The 15,571-nt window shown below is 66.3% G+C and carries 15 protein-coding genes; 7 read left to right on the top strand and 8 right to left on the bottom strand.

What is annotated here, in order from left to right; all coding sequences use genetic code 11:
* Window positions 1–140 precede the first annotated feature (140 nt).
* The gene (gene pobA / locus VK92_RS12985) at window positions 141–1,373 is read right to left on the bottom strand and encodes a 4-hydroxybenzoate 3-monooxygenase (protein WP_048021265.1); all 1,233 of its coding nucleotides are present in this window, start codon (window positions 1,371–1,373) and stop codon (window positions 141–143) included.
* 116 nt (window positions 1,374–1,489) lie between these two features.
* Here pobA and VK92_RS12980 point away from each other — a divergent pair, with 116 nt between their 5' ends.
* From VK92_RS12980 to VK92_RS12970, 3 genes are all read left to right on the top strand, one after another.
* Window positions 1,490–2,416: a LysR family transcriptional regulator gene (locus tag VK92_RS12980; protein WP_048021263.1), complete on the top strand. Its 927-nt coding sequence runs from the start codon at window positions 1,490–1,492 to the stop codon at window positions 2,414–2,416.
* An 89-nt stretch (window positions 2,417–2,505) separates the two neighbouring features.
* Window positions 2,506–3,138, top strand: a complete 633-nt coding sequence (gene folE, locus VK92_RS12975) for a GTP cyclohydrolase I FolE (protein ID WP_021157584.1) — start codon at window positions 2,506–2,508, stop codon at window positions 3,136–3,138.
* The gene (locus tag VK92_RS12970) at window positions 3,138–3,941 is read left to right on the top strand and encodes an SDR family oxidoreductase (RefSeq protein WP_048021261.1); all 804 of its coding nucleotides are present in this window, start codon (window positions 3,138–3,140) and stop codon (window positions 3,939–3,941) included. The genes folE and VK92_RS12970 overlap by 1 nt, the downstream gene beginning before the upstream one ends.
* 42 nt (window positions 3,942–3,983) lie before the next feature.
* On the opposite strand, the gene epsC is transcribed toward VK92_RS12970, so the two are convergent.
* Together epsC and VK92_RS12960 are read right to left on the bottom strand one after the other, a co-directional pair.
* Window positions 3,984–4,904, bottom strand: a complete 921-nt coding sequence (gene epsC, locus VK92_RS12965; RefSeq protein ID WP_021157582.1) for a serine O-acetyltransferase EpsC — start codon at window positions 4,902–4,904, stop codon at window positions 3,984–3,986.
* A gap of 137 nt (window positions 4,905–5,041) precedes the next feature.
* Window positions 5,042–5,275 (bottom strand): hypothetical protein, encoded by a 234-nt coding sequence (locus VK92_RS12960; protein ID WP_011356723.1) that lies wholly within the window; start codon window positions 5,273–5,275, stop codon window positions 5,042–5,044.
* 278 nt (window positions 5,276–5,553) lie between these two features.
* Between VK92_RS12960 and VK92_RS12955 the strand changes: the two genes are divergently transcribed.
* The 3 genes from VK92_RS12955 to fnr all read left to right on the top strand — a co-directional run bounded on the left by VK92_RS12955 (window position 5,554) and on the right by fnr (window position 7,865).
* Complete coding sequence (locus tag VK92_RS12955; RefSeq protein ID WP_048021258.1) at window positions 5,554–5,964, top strand: DUF3005 domain-containing protein; 411 nt, start codon at window positions 5,554–5,556, stop codon at window positions 5,962–5,964.
* Window positions 5,965–6,547: 583 nt separating this feature from the next.
* Window positions 6,548–7,015, top strand: coding sequence for a universal stress protein (locus VK92_RS12950; protein ID WP_021157579.1), 468 nt, complete (start codon window positions 6,548–6,550; stop codon window positions 7,013–7,015).
* Window positions 7,016–7,118: 103 nt separating this feature from the next.
* Entirely contained in the window at window positions 7,119–7,865 is a 747-nt protein-coding gene (gene fnr, locus VK92_RS12945; protein ID WP_042973551.1) for a fumarate/nitrate reduction transcriptional regulator Fnr, read from the top strand.
* Between the two features lie 56 nt (window positions 7,866–7,921).
* Here the strand turns inward: fnr and VK92_RS12940 are convergent, their stop codons facing one another.
* Window positions 7,922–8,815: a LysR family transcriptional regulator ArgP gene (locus VK92_RS12940; protein WP_039344521.1), complete on the bottom strand. Its 894-nt coding sequence runs from the start codon at window positions 8,813–8,815 to the stop codon at window positions 7,922–7,924.
* Between the two features lie 110 nt (window positions 8,816–8,925).
* Between VK92_RS12940 and VK92_RS12935 the strand changes: the two genes are divergently transcribed.
* On the top strand, window positions 8,926–9,546 hold the full coding sequence (locus VK92_RS12935; protein WP_021157577.1) for a LysE/ArgO family amino acid transporter: 621 nt from the start codon (window positions 8,926–8,928) through the stop codon (window positions 9,544–9,546).
* Window positions 9,547–9,609: 63 nt separating this feature from the next.
* Here VK92_RS12935 and VK92_RS12930 read toward each other — a convergent pair whose 3' ends face one another.
* The 4 genes from VK92_RS12930 to VK92_RS12915 are packed head-to-tail and all read right to left on the bottom strand — an operon-like array spanning window position 9,610 to window position 15,474.
* Window positions 9,610–11,334, bottom strand: coding sequence for a T6SS phospholipase effector Tle1-like catalytic domain-containing protein (locus VK92_RS12930; protein WP_048021255.1), 1,725 nt, complete (start codon window positions 11,332–11,334; stop codon window positions 9,610–9,612).
* A 36-nt stretch (window positions 11,335–11,370) separates the two neighbouring features.
* On the bottom strand, window positions 11,371–12,105 hold the full coding sequence (locus tag VK92_RS12925) for a DUF3304 domain-containing protein (protein WP_231600497.1): 735 nt from the start codon (window positions 12,103–12,105) through the stop codon (window positions 11,371–11,373).
* Window positions 12,105–13,010: a DUF4123 domain-containing protein gene (locus VK92_RS12920; RefSeq protein WP_048021251.1), complete on the bottom strand. Its 906-nt coding sequence runs from the start codon at window positions 13,008–13,010 to the stop codon at window positions 12,105–12,107. The genes VK92_RS12925 and VK92_RS12920 overlap by 1 nt, the downstream gene beginning before the upstream one ends.
* A gap of 13 nt (window positions 13,011–13,023) precedes the next feature.
* The gene (locus VK92_RS12915; RefSeq protein ID WP_231600483.1) at window positions 13,024–15,474 is read right to left on the bottom strand and encodes a type VI secretion system Vgr family protein; all 2,451 of its coding nucleotides are present in this window, start codon (window positions 15,472–15,474) and stop codon (window positions 13,024–13,026) included.
* Window positions 15,475–15,571: the final 97 nt, after the last annotated feature.

The following is a 15,571-nucleotide window of genomic DNA, read 5'->3' as shown; positions in this document are numbered from 1 at the left end:
TCTTCCTGATACGAACCCGCGGCTCGATGCGCGGCCTGTCGAGGGGACACGCGCGTGCCGCGTGTCGCGCCGGGGCCGATCTCGATCCCGGTATTTGTTCGCTAATCGAACCTAGATTCGATTAGCGAACGATGGGCCGATCATAGAGTCGCGCACAGCGCGTTGTCAAGGCGGGTTCCCTCGGGGGCCGTCGCGTCGTCGAACGGCAGCCCGACGTAGTTTTCGGCGAGCGACTGCGCGGCGGCCCGCGAGCGCGTCACGTATTTCAGCTCGGCAAACTTCAGGCGATTGACGAACGGCGAATCCTCCGGCGACGAGTGCAGCATGTTCGTCATGAAGTACGAGAAGTGCTCGGCCCGCCATACGCGTTCGAGGCAGGTCGCCGAATACGTGTCGAGCAGCGTCGCGTCGCCGTTGCGGTAGCGCGCGCCGAGCGCGCGGGACAGCGCGCGGACGTCGGCCACCGCGAGGTTCATCCCCTTCGCGCCGGTCGGCGGCACGATGTGCGCGGCGTCGCCGGCGAGGAAGAGGCGCCCGTGCTGCATCGTCTCCGACACGAAGCTGCGCATCGGCGTCACGCTTTTCTGCGTGATCCGGCCCTCGGTCGGCGTCCAGCCCGTGTCGTTCGAGAAGCGCGTGTGCAGTTCGTCCCAGATCCGCGCATCGGACCATTCGGTGAGGTCCTCGTCGGGCTTGCACTGCAGGTACAGCCGCGTGACCGTCGGCGAGCGCATCGAGAAGAGGGCGAAACCGTTGTCGTGATGCGCGTAGACGAGCTCGTCGAGCGACGGCGCCGCGTCGGCGAGGATGCCGAGCCACGCGAACGGATACACGCGCTCGAACGTGTTCAGCCGCTCGGCCGGGATCGTCTGGCGCGCGATGCCGTGGAAGCCGTCGCAGCCGGCGATGTAGTCGCAGTCGATGCGGTCTTCGCGGCCGTCCGCATGCTTGAACGTGACGAACGGGTGTTCGCCTTCGACGTCGTGCAGCGCGACGTCGCTGACTTCGAAATGCATCTGGTGGCCATGCTCGACGCCCGCCGCGATCAGGTCGCGCACGACTTCATGCTGGCTGTAGACGGTGATCGCGCGCCCGCCGGTCAATTCGGACAGGTCGATGCGATGGCGCTGCCCGGAGAACAGCAGCTCGATGCCGTGATGCTCGAGCCCTTCGCGGCGCATCCGCTCGCCGAGGCCGGCGTCGTTCAGCGTATCGACCGTGCCCTGCTCCAGCACGCCGGCGCGGATGCGGTTCTCGCAGTATTCGCGCGAACGCGCTTCGACGAGGATGGAATCGACGCCTTGCAGGCGCAGCAGATGGGAAAGCAAAAGGCCGGACGGGCCGGCGCCGATGATGGCGACCTGGGTGCGCATTGTTCGTCTCCTGAACATTAATTCGAATCGTCGAACACATTTGAGCGCTTTCCCGACTATGCGGCAACGCGATTCAGGAGATATGTTGTATACGTTTTCAAGATACTGGCCTGGCGATGGAAACGCTCGATCTGAACCTCATTCCCTACCTCGTCGCGCTCGACGACACGCGCAACGTGAGCCGTGCCGGCGACCTGCTCGGCGTAAGCCAGCCGCGCGTGAGCACGGCGCTCGGCCGGCTGCGCGAGTACTTCGGCGATCCGCTGTTCGTGCGCACGTCGCGCGGGATGGAACCGACGCCGCGCGCGCTCGCGCTGCTGCCGGCCGCCCGCGACGCGCTCGCGCAGATCGAGCGCGGCCTCGTCGCGCCGCACGACTTCGACCCGGCCGCGAGCACGCATACGTTCTCGATCGCGCTGTCGGACGTGGGCGAGATCGTGTTCCTGCCGAAGCTGCTGCAGGCGTTCGCGACGCTGGCGCCGCACGCGAACCTGCGGTCGGTCTCGCTCGCGCACGACGAAGTCGGTCGCGGCCTCGAAGCCGGGTCGATCGATCTCGCCGTCGGCTACTTCCCCGATCTCGACGGCAACAACTTCTTCCAGCAGCGGTTGTTCACGCACCGGTTCGTCTGCCTGATGCGGCGCGGCCACCCGTTCGAACAGGCGCCGCCGTTCACGGTCGAACAGTTCCTCACCTGCGGGCATGCGGTGGTGCGCGCCGAAGGGCGCAGCCAGGAGGTCCTCGAGAAATATCTCGCGAAGCAGCGCATGCAGCGCCGCGCGGTGCTCGAGACGCCGCATTTCATGAGCCTGCCGTTCATCCTGAGCCGCACCGACCTGATCGCGACGGTGCCGCATGCGATCGGCTACGCGTATGCAGCCGAGCACGCGTTCATCGTGCCCGTCGAGCCGCCGCTCGCCCTGCCGCGCTTCGACCTGAAGCAGCACTGGCATCGCAAGTACCACAACGATCCCCGCACCGCGTGGCTGCGCGGCGTGGTCGCGTCGCTGTTCAACGACGAGCAGGACGAGTGGCCGAAGTGAGCGCCGGGCCTCGCACGCGACCTGCGAAAGCATGAAACAATGCCCGGATTCCGCGCCGCCCCGGCGGCGGCATTCGATGGAGCAGATAGATGGCTAAAAAGAAGTCCGCGCGGCCCGAACCGGCCGCATCCCGTCCGAGCCGCGAAGAAGCGGAGGACGCCGTTCGCGTGCTGTTGCGCTGGGCCGGCGACGATCCCGCACGCGAAGGCCTGATCGACACGCCCGCGCGCGTCGTACGCGCCTACGAGCAGTTCTTCGCCGGTTACGCGCTGGAGCCGCGCGACATCCTCGCGCGCACGTTCAGCGAAGTCGACGGCTACGACGAAATGATCGTGCTGAAGGACATCCGCTTCGAGAGCTACTGCGAGCACCACATGGTGCCGATCATCGGCCGCGCGCACGTCGCGTATCTGCCGAACCATCGCGTGGTCGGCATCTCGAAACTCGCGCGCCTCGTCGACGCGTTCGCGAAGCGCCTGCAGATCCAGGAAAAGATGACCGTGCAGATCGCCGACACGCTGTTCGACGTGCTGCAGCCGAAGGGCGTCGGCGTGATCCTCGAAGCCGCGCACCAGTGCATCTCGACGCGCGGCGTGCACAAGCCGGGCGTCGAGATGGTGACGTCGCGCATGCTCGGAACGTTCCGCACCGATCCGTCGACGCGGCGCGAATTCCTGTCGATCGTCGCGAATCCTTCTTCAGTCAACCTGACGAATACGTAATGGAGTCGACGAAGCAAACGGCGCACGCGCCCGTCGTGCTCGTGACCGGCGCCGCGCGCCGGGCCGGGCGCGCGTTCGCCGAGTATTTCGCCGCGCACGGCTATCGCACCGCGGTGCACTACGACCGTTCGGCCGATGCGGCGCAGGCCGCGGCCCGCGCGATCGCCGAACGCGGGCACGATTCGGTTGCGTTGCAGGCCGACCTGTCGGATGCCGAACAGATCACCGCGCTGATCGACCAGGTGTATGCGCGCTTCGGGCGCCTCGACGTGCTCGTCAACAACGCGTCGGTATTCTGGCAGGATCATTTCCCGAGCTTCGACCTCGCGGCGTTCGACCAGGCGTGGGCCGTCAACTGCCGCGCGCCGATCCTGCTCACGCGCGCGTTCTACGAACGGGCCCGCGCGGCCGGCACGCAGGGTGTCGTCGTGAACGTGGTCGACCAGAAGATCAAGGAAAACTTTCACCGCGACCATTTCAGCTATACGGTCGCGAAGGCCGCGCTCGGCAACCTCACGCAGATGCTCGCGCTGTCGTCCGCGCCGGTGCTGCGCGTGAACGCGGTGTTCCCGGGGCTGATGCTGCCGAGCGACGACCAGACGCCGGCCGACTTCGAACACGCGAGCCGCGCATCGACGCCGCTCGCGCGCATCGCGGGCCCCGACGACGTCGCGAGCGCGATCCTGATGCTGACGGGCAACGCGTACAACGGCGTGGATTTCGTCGTCGATGCGGGGCAGAACCTGATCCGCGTCGACCAGGACGTGCTGTACAAGCACCGCGCGCCCGACAGCAAGCACTGACCGACGCGCGCGGCGGCGGGCGGCCGGCGCCCGCGCGCCGCGTTACGGCTTCTCGGTGCTCCCGCCTTCGCGAACCTTGCCCTGCGCGACGCTCGTGCCGGGCGGCACGCTGTGCGTGAGCCACACATTGCCGCCGATCACCGAACCGCGCCCGATCGTCACGCGGCCGAGAATCGTCGCGCCCGCGTAGATCACCACGTCGTCCTCGACGATCGGGTGCCGCGCATTGCCCTTGACCAGCGCACCGTCGCCATCGGCCGGGAAGCTCTTCGCGCCGAGCGTGACGGCCTGGTACACGCGCACGCGCTCGCCGATGATCGCCGTCTCGCCGATCACGACACCCGTGCCGTGGTCGATGAAGAAGCTCGGGCCGATCTGCGCACCCGGGTGGATGTCGATGCCGGTGGCCGAGTGGGCGATTTCATTGATGAAGCGCGCAAGCAGCGGTACGCCAAGCTGGTGCAGCGCGTGCGCGAGCCGGTGGTGCATCATCGCCAGCACGCCGGGGTAGCACAGCAGGATCTCGGTGATGTGCTGCGCGGCCGGATCGCCCGCATAGGCGGCCTGGATATCGCTGACGAGCAGCGCGCGGACCGCCGGCAACTGCCGGCCGAATTCGCGCGCGATCTCGAACGCGCGTTCGTCGAGCTCGGCGAACGGCGTGTCGGCATGTTCGGGCAGGAACGGCAGCGCGCGGCGAATCTGTTCGGACAGGATGCGCAGCGTGCTTTCGAGCGTGTGGCCGACGTAGAAATCGACGCTTTCGTCGGTCAGGTCCGGTGCGCCGTAGTGCGTCGGAAACATCGACGCGCGCAGGCCGGTCACAATCTTGCAGATCGCATCGCGTGACGGCAGTTCGCGGATGCCGCGCGGATGGCGCGTGCGATGGAGTTCCTCGCGCGACTCACGCAAGCCGGCGACGATTTCTTCCAGGCCCCACTGACGGGCGGGTGATGTCGACATATATCAATGCAGGCGGCCGCGCTCGGTCGCACGGCCGCTAATAAAGTGACGGGTTCCGCAAGATTACCGCGTTTTGTGCCCGCCAGCGGCACGCCGGGGATCGGCCGGACGGCCGAGGGCACCGAATCGCGGCAGCGTCAGATCGTGATGCTGCTGGCGTCGATCCATCGCACGGCCCAGTCGCGCGCGTGCGCGATCGCGTCGCCTTCGTCGTTGAACTGGAGCTCGATCGGGAAAAAGCGGTTCGCAACGAGCTCCCCGTCGCTCGATCGGGAGATCACGACGTAGGGCTTGAATGAACCGTCGCTGGCACGCGCGGGCGCGCAGTTCAACAGATAACCGCGGTGCGTGAAGGCAGTAGTCGCTTGCATGAATCCGCCACCTCTAGTCCCTTGCTTTGTTGTTCACTGCCCGTCTTTAAGGGTGCTGCGGCGCCCCGGCGCGGGCAGAGGCGGCGCGACTCAATCCCCTGTCGCCGCTTCGCAGGAAAAGAATCATACTCTGTAGAAAACGCGTCTTCTAGCTGAAATAAATCACGACAAATCAGTGCGCGTCGCGCGACCGCGGCGATCGCTCGCGCGCCTTTTCCCGTCATGCCCGGAACGGGATTTGCTTCGATCCGGAACGCTTCGCCGCGAGGAGAGCCGCGATGGAATCATCCGGTCAAACCGAGCGCTCGCGCCCACGCAGCATCGAGCTCGACAACGACGACACGCACGACAGCACGGTCGACACCGACGGCAAGAACCGCGAGGCGTCGCGTCTCGCCGGCGGCGGGCCGATCTCGCCCGACCAGATCACGCGCAGCAACGCGTCGCTCGTCAATGCGATGCCGGAAGCCGGCGACGGCTTCGCCGGGTTCGACAGCCGCCCCGGCGGCAACCATCCGGCGTTCGCGCTGCGTGCCGGATACATGGTGATCGAGAAAGGCTTCGACGCGCCGCCGGCGATGAGCGATGCGCCGTTCGGCCCCGTCCACCGGATGTACGGCAGCACGTACTGGCCCGGCCACCAGCGGCGGCCGGAGCGCGTATTCGAGCTGACCGCCGTCCCGAGATAGCCGGCGCGGCGTTTGAATCGATCGTTCGTTTGCCAACCGGTATCGGCCGACAGCCGATGGCCGAGGATCGGCGCACGCGACAGTGCGCCGACCGTGTGCCGTCAACCGCGCGATGCAGGAACGAACGATTCCGCGCGACGGCGCCGGCGGTCTCATGCACGCCGTGAATCGCACCGATGCAGGTGCGTTGATCGAGGTCATGTCGAAACGGCGCGATTGCGATTGAATGGCGAGGCGGGCGACGCATCCGCGTGACCGTCGCGCGGTGTCGCCTCGATCGGCGCGCGTGGCGATGCACATGCATGCGCATGTGCCGCGCGCGACAACGCTGCCTGCGCATGCATTTCCACCGACGATGCGGACGACGGCGGGGGCCACGCCGCACGACACGCCTCGCACGTCACTGCATGCACCCTGTGCATGGCGTGCGCCGCGCAATCGGAGGCGGCACCGCCGCGCGGCACGACCGGCACCTCGCTGCAAAGTCCCGGCCATTGGTTTACCCTGCCTCGCAGCATCGCGCGTCACCCAGCCCGATCGGCCATTCGGCCGACTTCGTTTCAACCCGCCACTCGGAGACACTATGTACAAGCGTATTCTGGTTGCCGTCGACGGCAGCGACACGTCCCGCCATGCGTTCGATGCGGCGCTGGCGCTCGCGAAATCGCACGGCGCCGAGCTGCAACCGTTCTACGTCGTCGAGAACGCCGCGATCTACTACAACGTGCCCGGCTACGATCCGTCCGTGCTGCGCGACCAGCTCGTCGCGCAGGGCGACGCGCTCGCGAAGGATTTCACGGCGCTGATGCAGGCAGCGGGCGTGAAGGGCGAGACGCGGCGGAGCGAAGCGACGTCGCTCAACGACGTATCGTCGCTGATTCTGGACGGCGCGAAAGCGTTCGGCGCCGATCTGCTGGTGCTCGGCACGCACGGCCGCCGCGGGTTCCGCCGTCTCGTGCTCGGCAGCATCGCCGAGCAATGCGTGCGCCACGCGACGCTGCCCGTGCTGCTGATCCCGGCGGCCGCCAACGCCGACGAGCCGGCCGCGTGAACGGCGTTCGGCATACGCGGCCGGTCGCGACGTTTTGTCACCCGACAGCGGCAAGTTGCGGTGGGACAATGATTCCGTCGATTCAATGCCGGAGTAAACGATCATGCTGACGCCCGTCGCCACACGTCCCGCCGCCACGCCTCATGCCGGTAGCTGGGCGCCTCGCCAGGCCGCCCACTGCTCGACGTGCGCGATGCGGCACCTGTGCATGCCGCAGGGGCTGGCGCCCGAAGCGCTCAGCCGCCTCGAATCGGTCATCTGCGCGGCGCGCCCCGTCAAGCGCGGCGAAGCGCTGTTCCGCGAAGGCGACGCATTCGACAACCTGTACGCGGTCCGCTCGGGTTCGCTGAAAACCGTCGCGACGCGCCACGACGGCCGCGAGCAGGTCACCGGCCTGCATCTCGCCGGCGAAGCGCTCGGCCTCGACGGCATCTGCGACGACACGCATCCGCGCACCGCGGTCGCGCTGGAAGACAGCTCCGTCTGCGTGATTCCGTACAGCGCGCTCAAGGCATTGTGCTCGGAAGCCGGTTCGATGCAGTTGCGCATGCACAAGCTGATGAGCGAACAGATCGTGCGCGAAACGTCGCAAACGATGCTGCTCGGTTCGCTGAATGCCGAAGAGCGCGTCGCCGCGTTCCTGCTCGACGTATCGTCGCGTTACCTGAAGCGCGGCTACTCGCCGTCGGAATTCAACCTGCGGATGACGCGCGAAGACATCGGCAGCTACCTCGGCATGACGCTCGAAACAGTCAGCCGCACGTTGTCGAAATTCCAGAAGCGCGGCCTGATCGAAATGCAGGGCCGCCACGTGCAGATCATCGATTTCGACGGCCTGCACCACGTCTGACGTGATGCCGCACGGCGCACATCTCGCGCGCCGCGCTACCTGCGTCACGCGACCGGTCAATCGAGGAACAGCGCGGCGCGCGCCTTCAGCGCCGCGCTGAAATCGTCGAGCCAGCCGATCGACAAACGCCAGCTCTGCCAGTAAAGGTCGATATCGATCGTTCGCCCGCGCGACATGTCGACCAGTTCACCCGCCGCCAGCTGGCGATCGACCATCCGGTCCGGACACATCCCCCATCCCAATCCCGTCTCGCATGCGCGCAGATAGCCCGCGACGTGCGGTATCCAGTGCTGCGGCGGATCGAGATCCGCGCGCGTCACGCGCCGGATGAAACGCGCCTGCAACCCGTCCTTCGGATTGAACATCACACACGGCGCACGACGCAGCGCATCGCGCGTAATGCCCGCGCCGAAGTAGCGTTCGTAAAACGCCGGCGAGCATACCGCGCGATAGCGGATCCGCCCGAGCCGCTCCGACCGGCATCCCTGGATCGGCTCGGCCTGCGCGGTCACGGCGCCCTGCACGCTGCCGTCGCGGATACGCGACGCCGTGTAATCCTGATCGTCGATCACGAGATCGAGCAACGTTTCGCGCTCCGTGCAGAACGGCCCGACCGCGTCGATGAACCACGTCGCGACGCTGTCGTCGTTGACGGCCACACGCAACGTCGGCCATGCGCTCGCGATCTGGCCCGGGAGTGCCGGCATCCGCCCGCCCAGCTCGGCCTCGAGCAGCTGCACGCGCTCGGTGTGACGGCACAGCAGCGCACCCGACGTCGTCGCGACGCACGGTTGCCCGCGCTTGACGAGCACGCTGCCGACCCGCTCCTCCAGCAATTTCACGCGCTGCGACACGGCCGACGGCGTGACATTCAGCTCCTTGGCCGCACGCTCGAACGAACCGTGCCGGATCACCGCCGCGAGGGCATCGAGCAACGCGTAGTCGAGCATTAGATTTCCTTAATCTGCATTAGGTGATTTAGCTTCTCTTATTTTCATGCTGACCGCAGACTAGCGCTACCCGATTCATCCGTCTACTGCTTCTCCTGCTGTCATCCATCATGAACTGGCTCGCTTTTTCCCACGGCGCCGCGCTCTGCGGGTCGCTCATCGTCACCATCGGCGCGCAGAACGCATTCGTGCTGCGGCAGGGCATCATGCGCTCGCATGTCGGCAAGATCGTGCTGCTGTGCGCACTGTCCGACATGATCCTGATCGGCGCAGGCGTCGGCGGCGCATCGGCGCTCGTCGAACGCTATCCGACCTTCGTCCATGCGGTGCTGTACGTGGGCCTCGCCTATCTCGCGTGGTTCGGCATCAACGCGCTGCGCCGCGCGTTCAAGCCGGGCCACGAAACGCTCGACGTGCGCGGCGATGCGGTCGCCCCGCCGCCGCAGAGCGGGCTCGCGATCGTGCTGATGACGCTCGCGTTCACGTGGCTCAACCCGCACGTGTATCTCGACACGTTCCTGCTGATCGGCACGGCCGGCGCGCGTGAACCGGAAGGCGCGCGGCTCGCGTTCGCGATCGGCGCGATGTCGGTCAGCGTCGTGTGGTTCCTCGGGCTCGGCTATGGGGCACGATTGCTCGCGCCGTGGTTCCGCAAGGCAGTCGCGTGGCGCGTGCTGGACGGCGCGATCGGCAGCATGGTGCTGTTTCTCGCGGCCGTGCAGTTGCGGTAGGGAGGGGAGCGTCGCGGCAGATGCGGTCTGCCGCGACGTGAGGTCAGCCGGTCGCGACCGGCGTCAGGCCGTCGATGTCGTGTCGGGCAGCGTGCCGCCGACGGGCTGGTTGCTGGCCAGTTGGGGTTCGTCGGCGGCCATCGGATCCTGCTGCCTGGCCGGATCGGCCTTGGCGATTTGCGTGGCGGCCTGCTCGGCCTTGTCGCCCTCGTAGCGCCAGTACAGGAACTTCTTGCCGCGCTTGCCCATGAAGTACTGGCGGTTGACCGTCCAGCGGCTCAATTCCGCAGGGCCGACGTAGCCGTCTTCCATCTGCTTCTTGAAACCTGCAATCGAATCGTGCACATAGTGGTCGAAGAACTTGTCGAACGTCGCGCGCGTCGCCGGATCGAGACTACCCAGCCAGTTGCCGGCAACCCGGACGGCCGCGTCGATGGCCTTTTCCTGTTCCGAAACAGAGACAGTCAGGTATCCGCCGTTTGCATGACGCAAGCGATCCGTATCTTCATTCCACTCGCGATCGGTAATGACCATATGATCGTCCACGCCACCGGGTGGCTTCAGACGGCCGTCCTTCAGGCGGCGGCTTCTGCTGGCGCGCCACTGATAATAGCGGTTCATGTGCCAAATGACCTGCGTCTCGAGCCTGTCGCTATTCGGCGCCACGCCCGCACTTTTGCTGCCCCCCTGACCCATGTAGACATTCCATGCGGCCTCCAGCTCCCTGGAAATCTCGAACTGTTGCCCGGCGTCCGCAAGCAGTTCCTTTGGTGAACGAAACGGAACGCCGGCCTTCCATGCTTCGATATAGAGATTGTTCAGCGCAACGTTGGCCAGCTCGTTGGTTCGACCTTCCTGGTAGTTGTGCTCGTAACCACCGCCCACGTCCGAGTGCATGCCAGGGTAGTACACCTCGCGGCAGTTCGCGGGAATCTTCTGGTCTTCCCGCACCGAGTCACCGGGGAATTTTTCCCGCACCTCCTGCGACGCCACATAGTGAACGCATTGCCGCACGTAGCCCGGAATGCGAATATCGTTCGCCCATTCCGCGTGACCGCCTTTGTCGATGGAGTACAGGTAACCGCCGGCGAGCGGTCCGAAAAAAATGGTCGCGATGGCCGGTCCCGCAGCCTCGACGCGGCTGCCGCCGAAGCCCGTTGACGAAACCGTATCAAGAATTCCAAGGAAATAAACGACCACTTCGGGGCGATGCCCCTTCATGTTCTTCTTGTTCCACCAAAGCCTCCCGCCGATATTCTCGGCGAGTTGCTCGGTCAGCATGCGAACGAAGGCACGCGCTTCCGTCGCGCCCCGCGAGAAACCGAATACGGCCAGGTTGATCTGGCTCACAGCGGGCATGTGACCGGTGACATGCCGGTCGAGTTCGTTGAGCATCCATCGGATGCGCAACTCGCCCTTTCTCGCGGCAGCCATACCGAGTGCATTGTCGAGACCCTTTCCGGTATCTCCTACTTTGTCGCACGGCGTGCCGACACCTTCGACATAGCGTGCAACAGTCCGGGGGAACGCGTTGTCTTCAGCATGCGCAAACCGCCAGAGCTTCGCGATATTGCTGTACTTGGTCAGCTTGACATCCTTCAAACCACGGCCGTCCAGGTCGAAGTTGTTGCCCGTTCCGTCGAAGAATGCCGTGAACCACACGGGCTTCGGGCACTCCTTGCATTGCTCGATCAGCAGCGGATCAAGAATTTCTCGCTGGGCACTGCGGATGGCGTCCTCGGCGGGGGTGAGATCCGAGATGCGTCTGACAATGGGGGGATTGCTCATGGCAGTTTCGCTCCTGTTTCGGCAATGCGCCCGGCGTCAGTTCCATTGGGCCGGCTTCTTGCGGCCATAGAACGGATTGGGAATTTCCTTCAGGCAGGCACGACCGGTCAGCTTGCGCTGCTCGTCGCGCATTGAAAGCGCCACCTTCGGGACTGGGCCATCGACGTGGAAGTCCATATCGCCTTCCACACGGCCATCGGGGAAGAAGTGCAACACGATACCGCCGCTCTTGCCCTTCACGGGCGGGCGCGTGATCGTGATCTCGCCTTCACACCATGCCATCCCGGGTCGGGTTTCTCGATGCGTGTACTCGTCGTAATCGGGGGACGAGGCTTCCAATGCGCGCTTGTCGACCACGCGCTCCCACCACACTTTGAACTTGCGAGGCGTGGTCCATCGCAAATCCCATGCGAGGCTCGGTCTTTGCCCGCCGCCGCCTGTCCAGTGTGTCGCGCTCCGCGGCGTGGCGCTCTTCCCATCGGCGCTCGCCGCATCGTCGAGGCTGTTCTTGTCCGGCGGCAGGAGGTAAACGCCGTAGATATCGTAATCCGTATAGTTGAACGACCCCGCCGTTATGACGTCGTAATTCGGGTCATTCCACTTGCTCGCGTCGCCGGGGGCCAGGCTTTCCTTTTCGGCATCGCCCGAGGTCTTGCTGCATGCGGCCGTGGAAAAAACCATCACAGACAGCAAGGTGATCCAGCAGCGGTTCATATTGAACTTCCTTCTCTTCCAGTCGATTTCATTCGGGTCGCGTCGCGCACGCGCCATCACGCGGCCGCTTCCTGCATGCGCCGCCAGTCTTCCGCCGGCACCAGCGCCAGCGCCTCCGGAAATGCCTGCCCCTGCGCCACCGCGTCGAACACGGCGGCCATCGCCGGATCCTCGTCGAAGCGCGCGCCGTACCGCAATGCCAGTTCGCAATAGATCAGCAACGACGCCGCGCTGTCGGCGCCGTGCGCGCGGCAGCGTGCCAGTTGATCGCGCACGAAGCCGTAGTGCTGTGCGGGCGGCAGCGACGCGAGCAGCGCGGGCTTTTCGGTACGCAGCCGCTCGAGCATCGTGTACGGATAGCAGGCGGCGAGCAGATCGTCTTCCTGAGCCTGGGTCAACTGCAGCGGAAATTCGGCGGCCTGCCTGACGTTGGCGGGCGCGGCGATGTCCGCCGTCCGGAGCTGCAGCGAGGTATCGCGGTGAATCCAGTGCCGCACGCCCTGCGCCAGATACGCGCGATGCGCGGCGGGCAGCATGTCGAGCCAGAACGGCAGCACGCGCGGATCGAAGAAGCGCATCAGCATCACGCTCTCCATCTGCTCGAGCTGGACGTCCACCATCGGCGCCAGATGCGCGGCCAGTCGCTCGAGCGACAGCGGCGACACGAGCACGCTCGCCGCCGGCCACGGAATGCTGCGCGGCTCGATCGCGTCCGCGGCATCGGCACCGTCGGCGCCGGGCTGCCATTCGAACAGCAGCGGCCCGACGATTCTCGCCTCGTCGTCGGCGGCGTCGTCGAGCAGCGAGGCCGCGACGAACGCGGGCCACGACGCCTTGTCATCGTCCGGCAAGGTATCGAGCAATGCGCCGTCGATCAGGACGTAAGCGCGCAGCCCGTCCTGCGACGACAGCGCCGCCTGCAGCGCGTCGGCCGCCTGCGCGGCAATCAGGTCATTCGTCATGCGCTGCCCTGCCTCATGCCTTGGCCGCGAACGGCGACGCCATCGATGCCGCGTTGACCATGCACGGCGCGCACGCCGTGCCCGGGAACGCGCGCGCGGGCACCGGCAGGCTGTCCGGCCCCGTGAACGTGTGCGACGCGGCATGTGCGGTGAATTCGCCCTTGGTCCCGTGCACGATGCCGCTACCGTTCCAGCGCGTATAGCTGGTTCCGCCGTTGATCAGGACTTCTTCCTTCGCGGTGATGGTGATGCGGTTCGCATCGACCTTCACGTCCAGCTTGGCCAGCACGTTGATGCTGTCCTTCAGCGCCTGGATGTCGATGTCGGCGGCGGCGGCCACGAGCCGAATGCCCTTCTCGAACGCGGCGACGCGCACGGCCTCCTGCGCGCTGACCAGCATGCTCTTGCCCGCGCCGATGCTCGTATGGGCGCCGCTCGTCAACGCGACGTGCTGGTCGCTCGCGACATGGGTCGACCCCGTCGTCGTGGCCAGGATCCCGGCCGGGCTGGCGAGCGCGAGAAACGGCTGCGCGAACTCCGGAAACTCGCCTTGCTGAGGATTGCCGCCGGTGCCTCTCAGGCCGTCGTTCTGCGTGCGGAGCGCCTGATGGACGGCATCCTGGTCGCCGGACTCCTGCGCCTTCACGTCGTGCGCGGAACCCGACAACGATTCGTGCAGGTCATGCGCCTTGTCGAGGCGTGCAACGGTCTCGCCGATATCGGTCGCGTGCGCACGCGCGTCGTAGCGCGCCTCGCTGGTGACGAGCAGACCCTTGGCCGCCCGCACCGCGCCGTGCGCGTCGGTCCGCAACTCGAAACCGCGGGCGCGCTGGTCGGTGCGCCCCTGTGTCGCGTCGATGCGGACGTTGTGCCCGAGCGTCAGTTCGCTCGCGTCGGTATCGCTGCGCAGCTTCAGCTGGAGCTGCTGCGGCGTGTCGTCGAGCAGAACGTGATTCGAGCGTCCGCCCGCCGCGTTGCCGCTGTCGCCCGACAGTTCGCGGCTGCGCAGGCCGGTCAGCACGTGCTGGTCGGGTAGCGCCCACGGCGGCATCCGTTCCGCGTTGTACGTGGTGCCCGACACGACGGGCCGGTCGGGATTGCCGTCGAGGCACATCACGAGCACCTCGCTGCCCACGCGCGGATGCGCGATCATGCCCTTCTCGCCGCCCGCCCAGCCGGCGGCCACGCGAATCCGCGCGCTGACCTGCGCCGCACGGTCCCAGTGATAGACGATGCAGACGCGACCGTATTCGTCGACGTCGACGCTGCCGGCCCCCTTCGCGCCGGCGACGGTCGCGGTTTGCGGCGCCAGCACACGCACGGGCTCGCTGTTGAAGCCACGACCCGGGCGCCAGGGCGTATGCCGACGGCCCGCGACGAAGCGGTTGCGATACTCGGGCTTGCCGTCCGCCTGAAGGTAGTTGTTCGCTGCTTCGTGACGGGCTTCGAGAATCAGGTACTCGTGATCCTGCGGGCTGCCCGACGCCGCGCTGAAGTGATCGGCCAGCTGGAACCAGCGTCCGGGCAGGATGCCGTGATGGTTGCCGGCCGCGTCGAAACGCGTCGCGGCCGCCTCGATCTCCTCCATCCTCACGCGTGCGAGCGCATCGCCGGCGCGCGTCTGTTTCGCGAAACCGTAGTGCCCCACGTATTCGTGATGCTCGACCTGCGGCGCGACGCCCGGCGGATGCAGCGTCGGGATCTGCGCATTGGCCGCATGCGGCGCCTTGAAATCGAACGCGGTCGCGCTGTAACTGCCGGCGGACAGCAACCGCACCGCGGACCATCGCGAAATGGCGTCGGCGGCCATCGGACCGTCGTGCGTCTGGAAACGGATCACGGGCGAGCGACCGTCGACGGCCGGGCACTGCACCGTGCTGTCGTCGCCGACGATCAGCTTCAGGCCTTTCTCGTCGTGCTCCCACCAGTACAGGCACCCGACGGCTTCCAGATGGCGGACGATGTAGTTCCAGTCGCTTTCGCCGAGCCCGCCGCCCTGAACGTTCATCGTGCGCGCGGGATCGTCGCCGCGCACGCGCCACTCCCACGACGGCGCGAGCCCCTGGTAATCGGCGAGCAGCGTGCCGATCTGCTGCTGAAGCGATTGGCCGAGGAACAGACGGTTGTTCACGCGGGTCCGCAGGAAATGGCTCCACGGGCGCAGCACCGCGCGATATTCCGCAATCGAGTCGTCGTTGCGGACCAGCGAAAACTCGGTGCAGTAACCGGTGAAATAACGCAGGCCGCCGTCGGGGCGCACCATCGACACCGCGAGCAGCTTGCCCAGCATGTCGTCCAGCGTGACGCCCGCCTCGCCGGACAACAGCGTCAGTTCAAACGTGAAGTCGATCCCGAGCCCCTCGTGCGCGACGAGCCGCTCGGCGACCAGCCGCGCCGGACGGTGCCGCCCGTACGCGTCGGTGACCGAGGGTGCGTCGTCGTGGGGGAAAGACAGCGTGAGCAAGCGCTTGTCTTGCAGGAAAAACGGAGGGCGAATAAATGCTGCAAGGTCAGCCATGACCGCCTCAGAATGATCTTTCGTTCGAATGGCAGCGGCGCGC

Origin of the sequence: Burkholderia sp. LK4 (genome assembly GCF_001043615.1) — a bacterium.
Taxonomy (GTDB): domain Bacteria; phylum Pseudomonadota; class Gammaproteobacteria; order Burkholderiales; family Burkholderiaceae; genus Burkholderia; species Burkholderia cepacia.
This window is presented reverse-complemented; position numbering and strand designations above follow the sequence as displayed.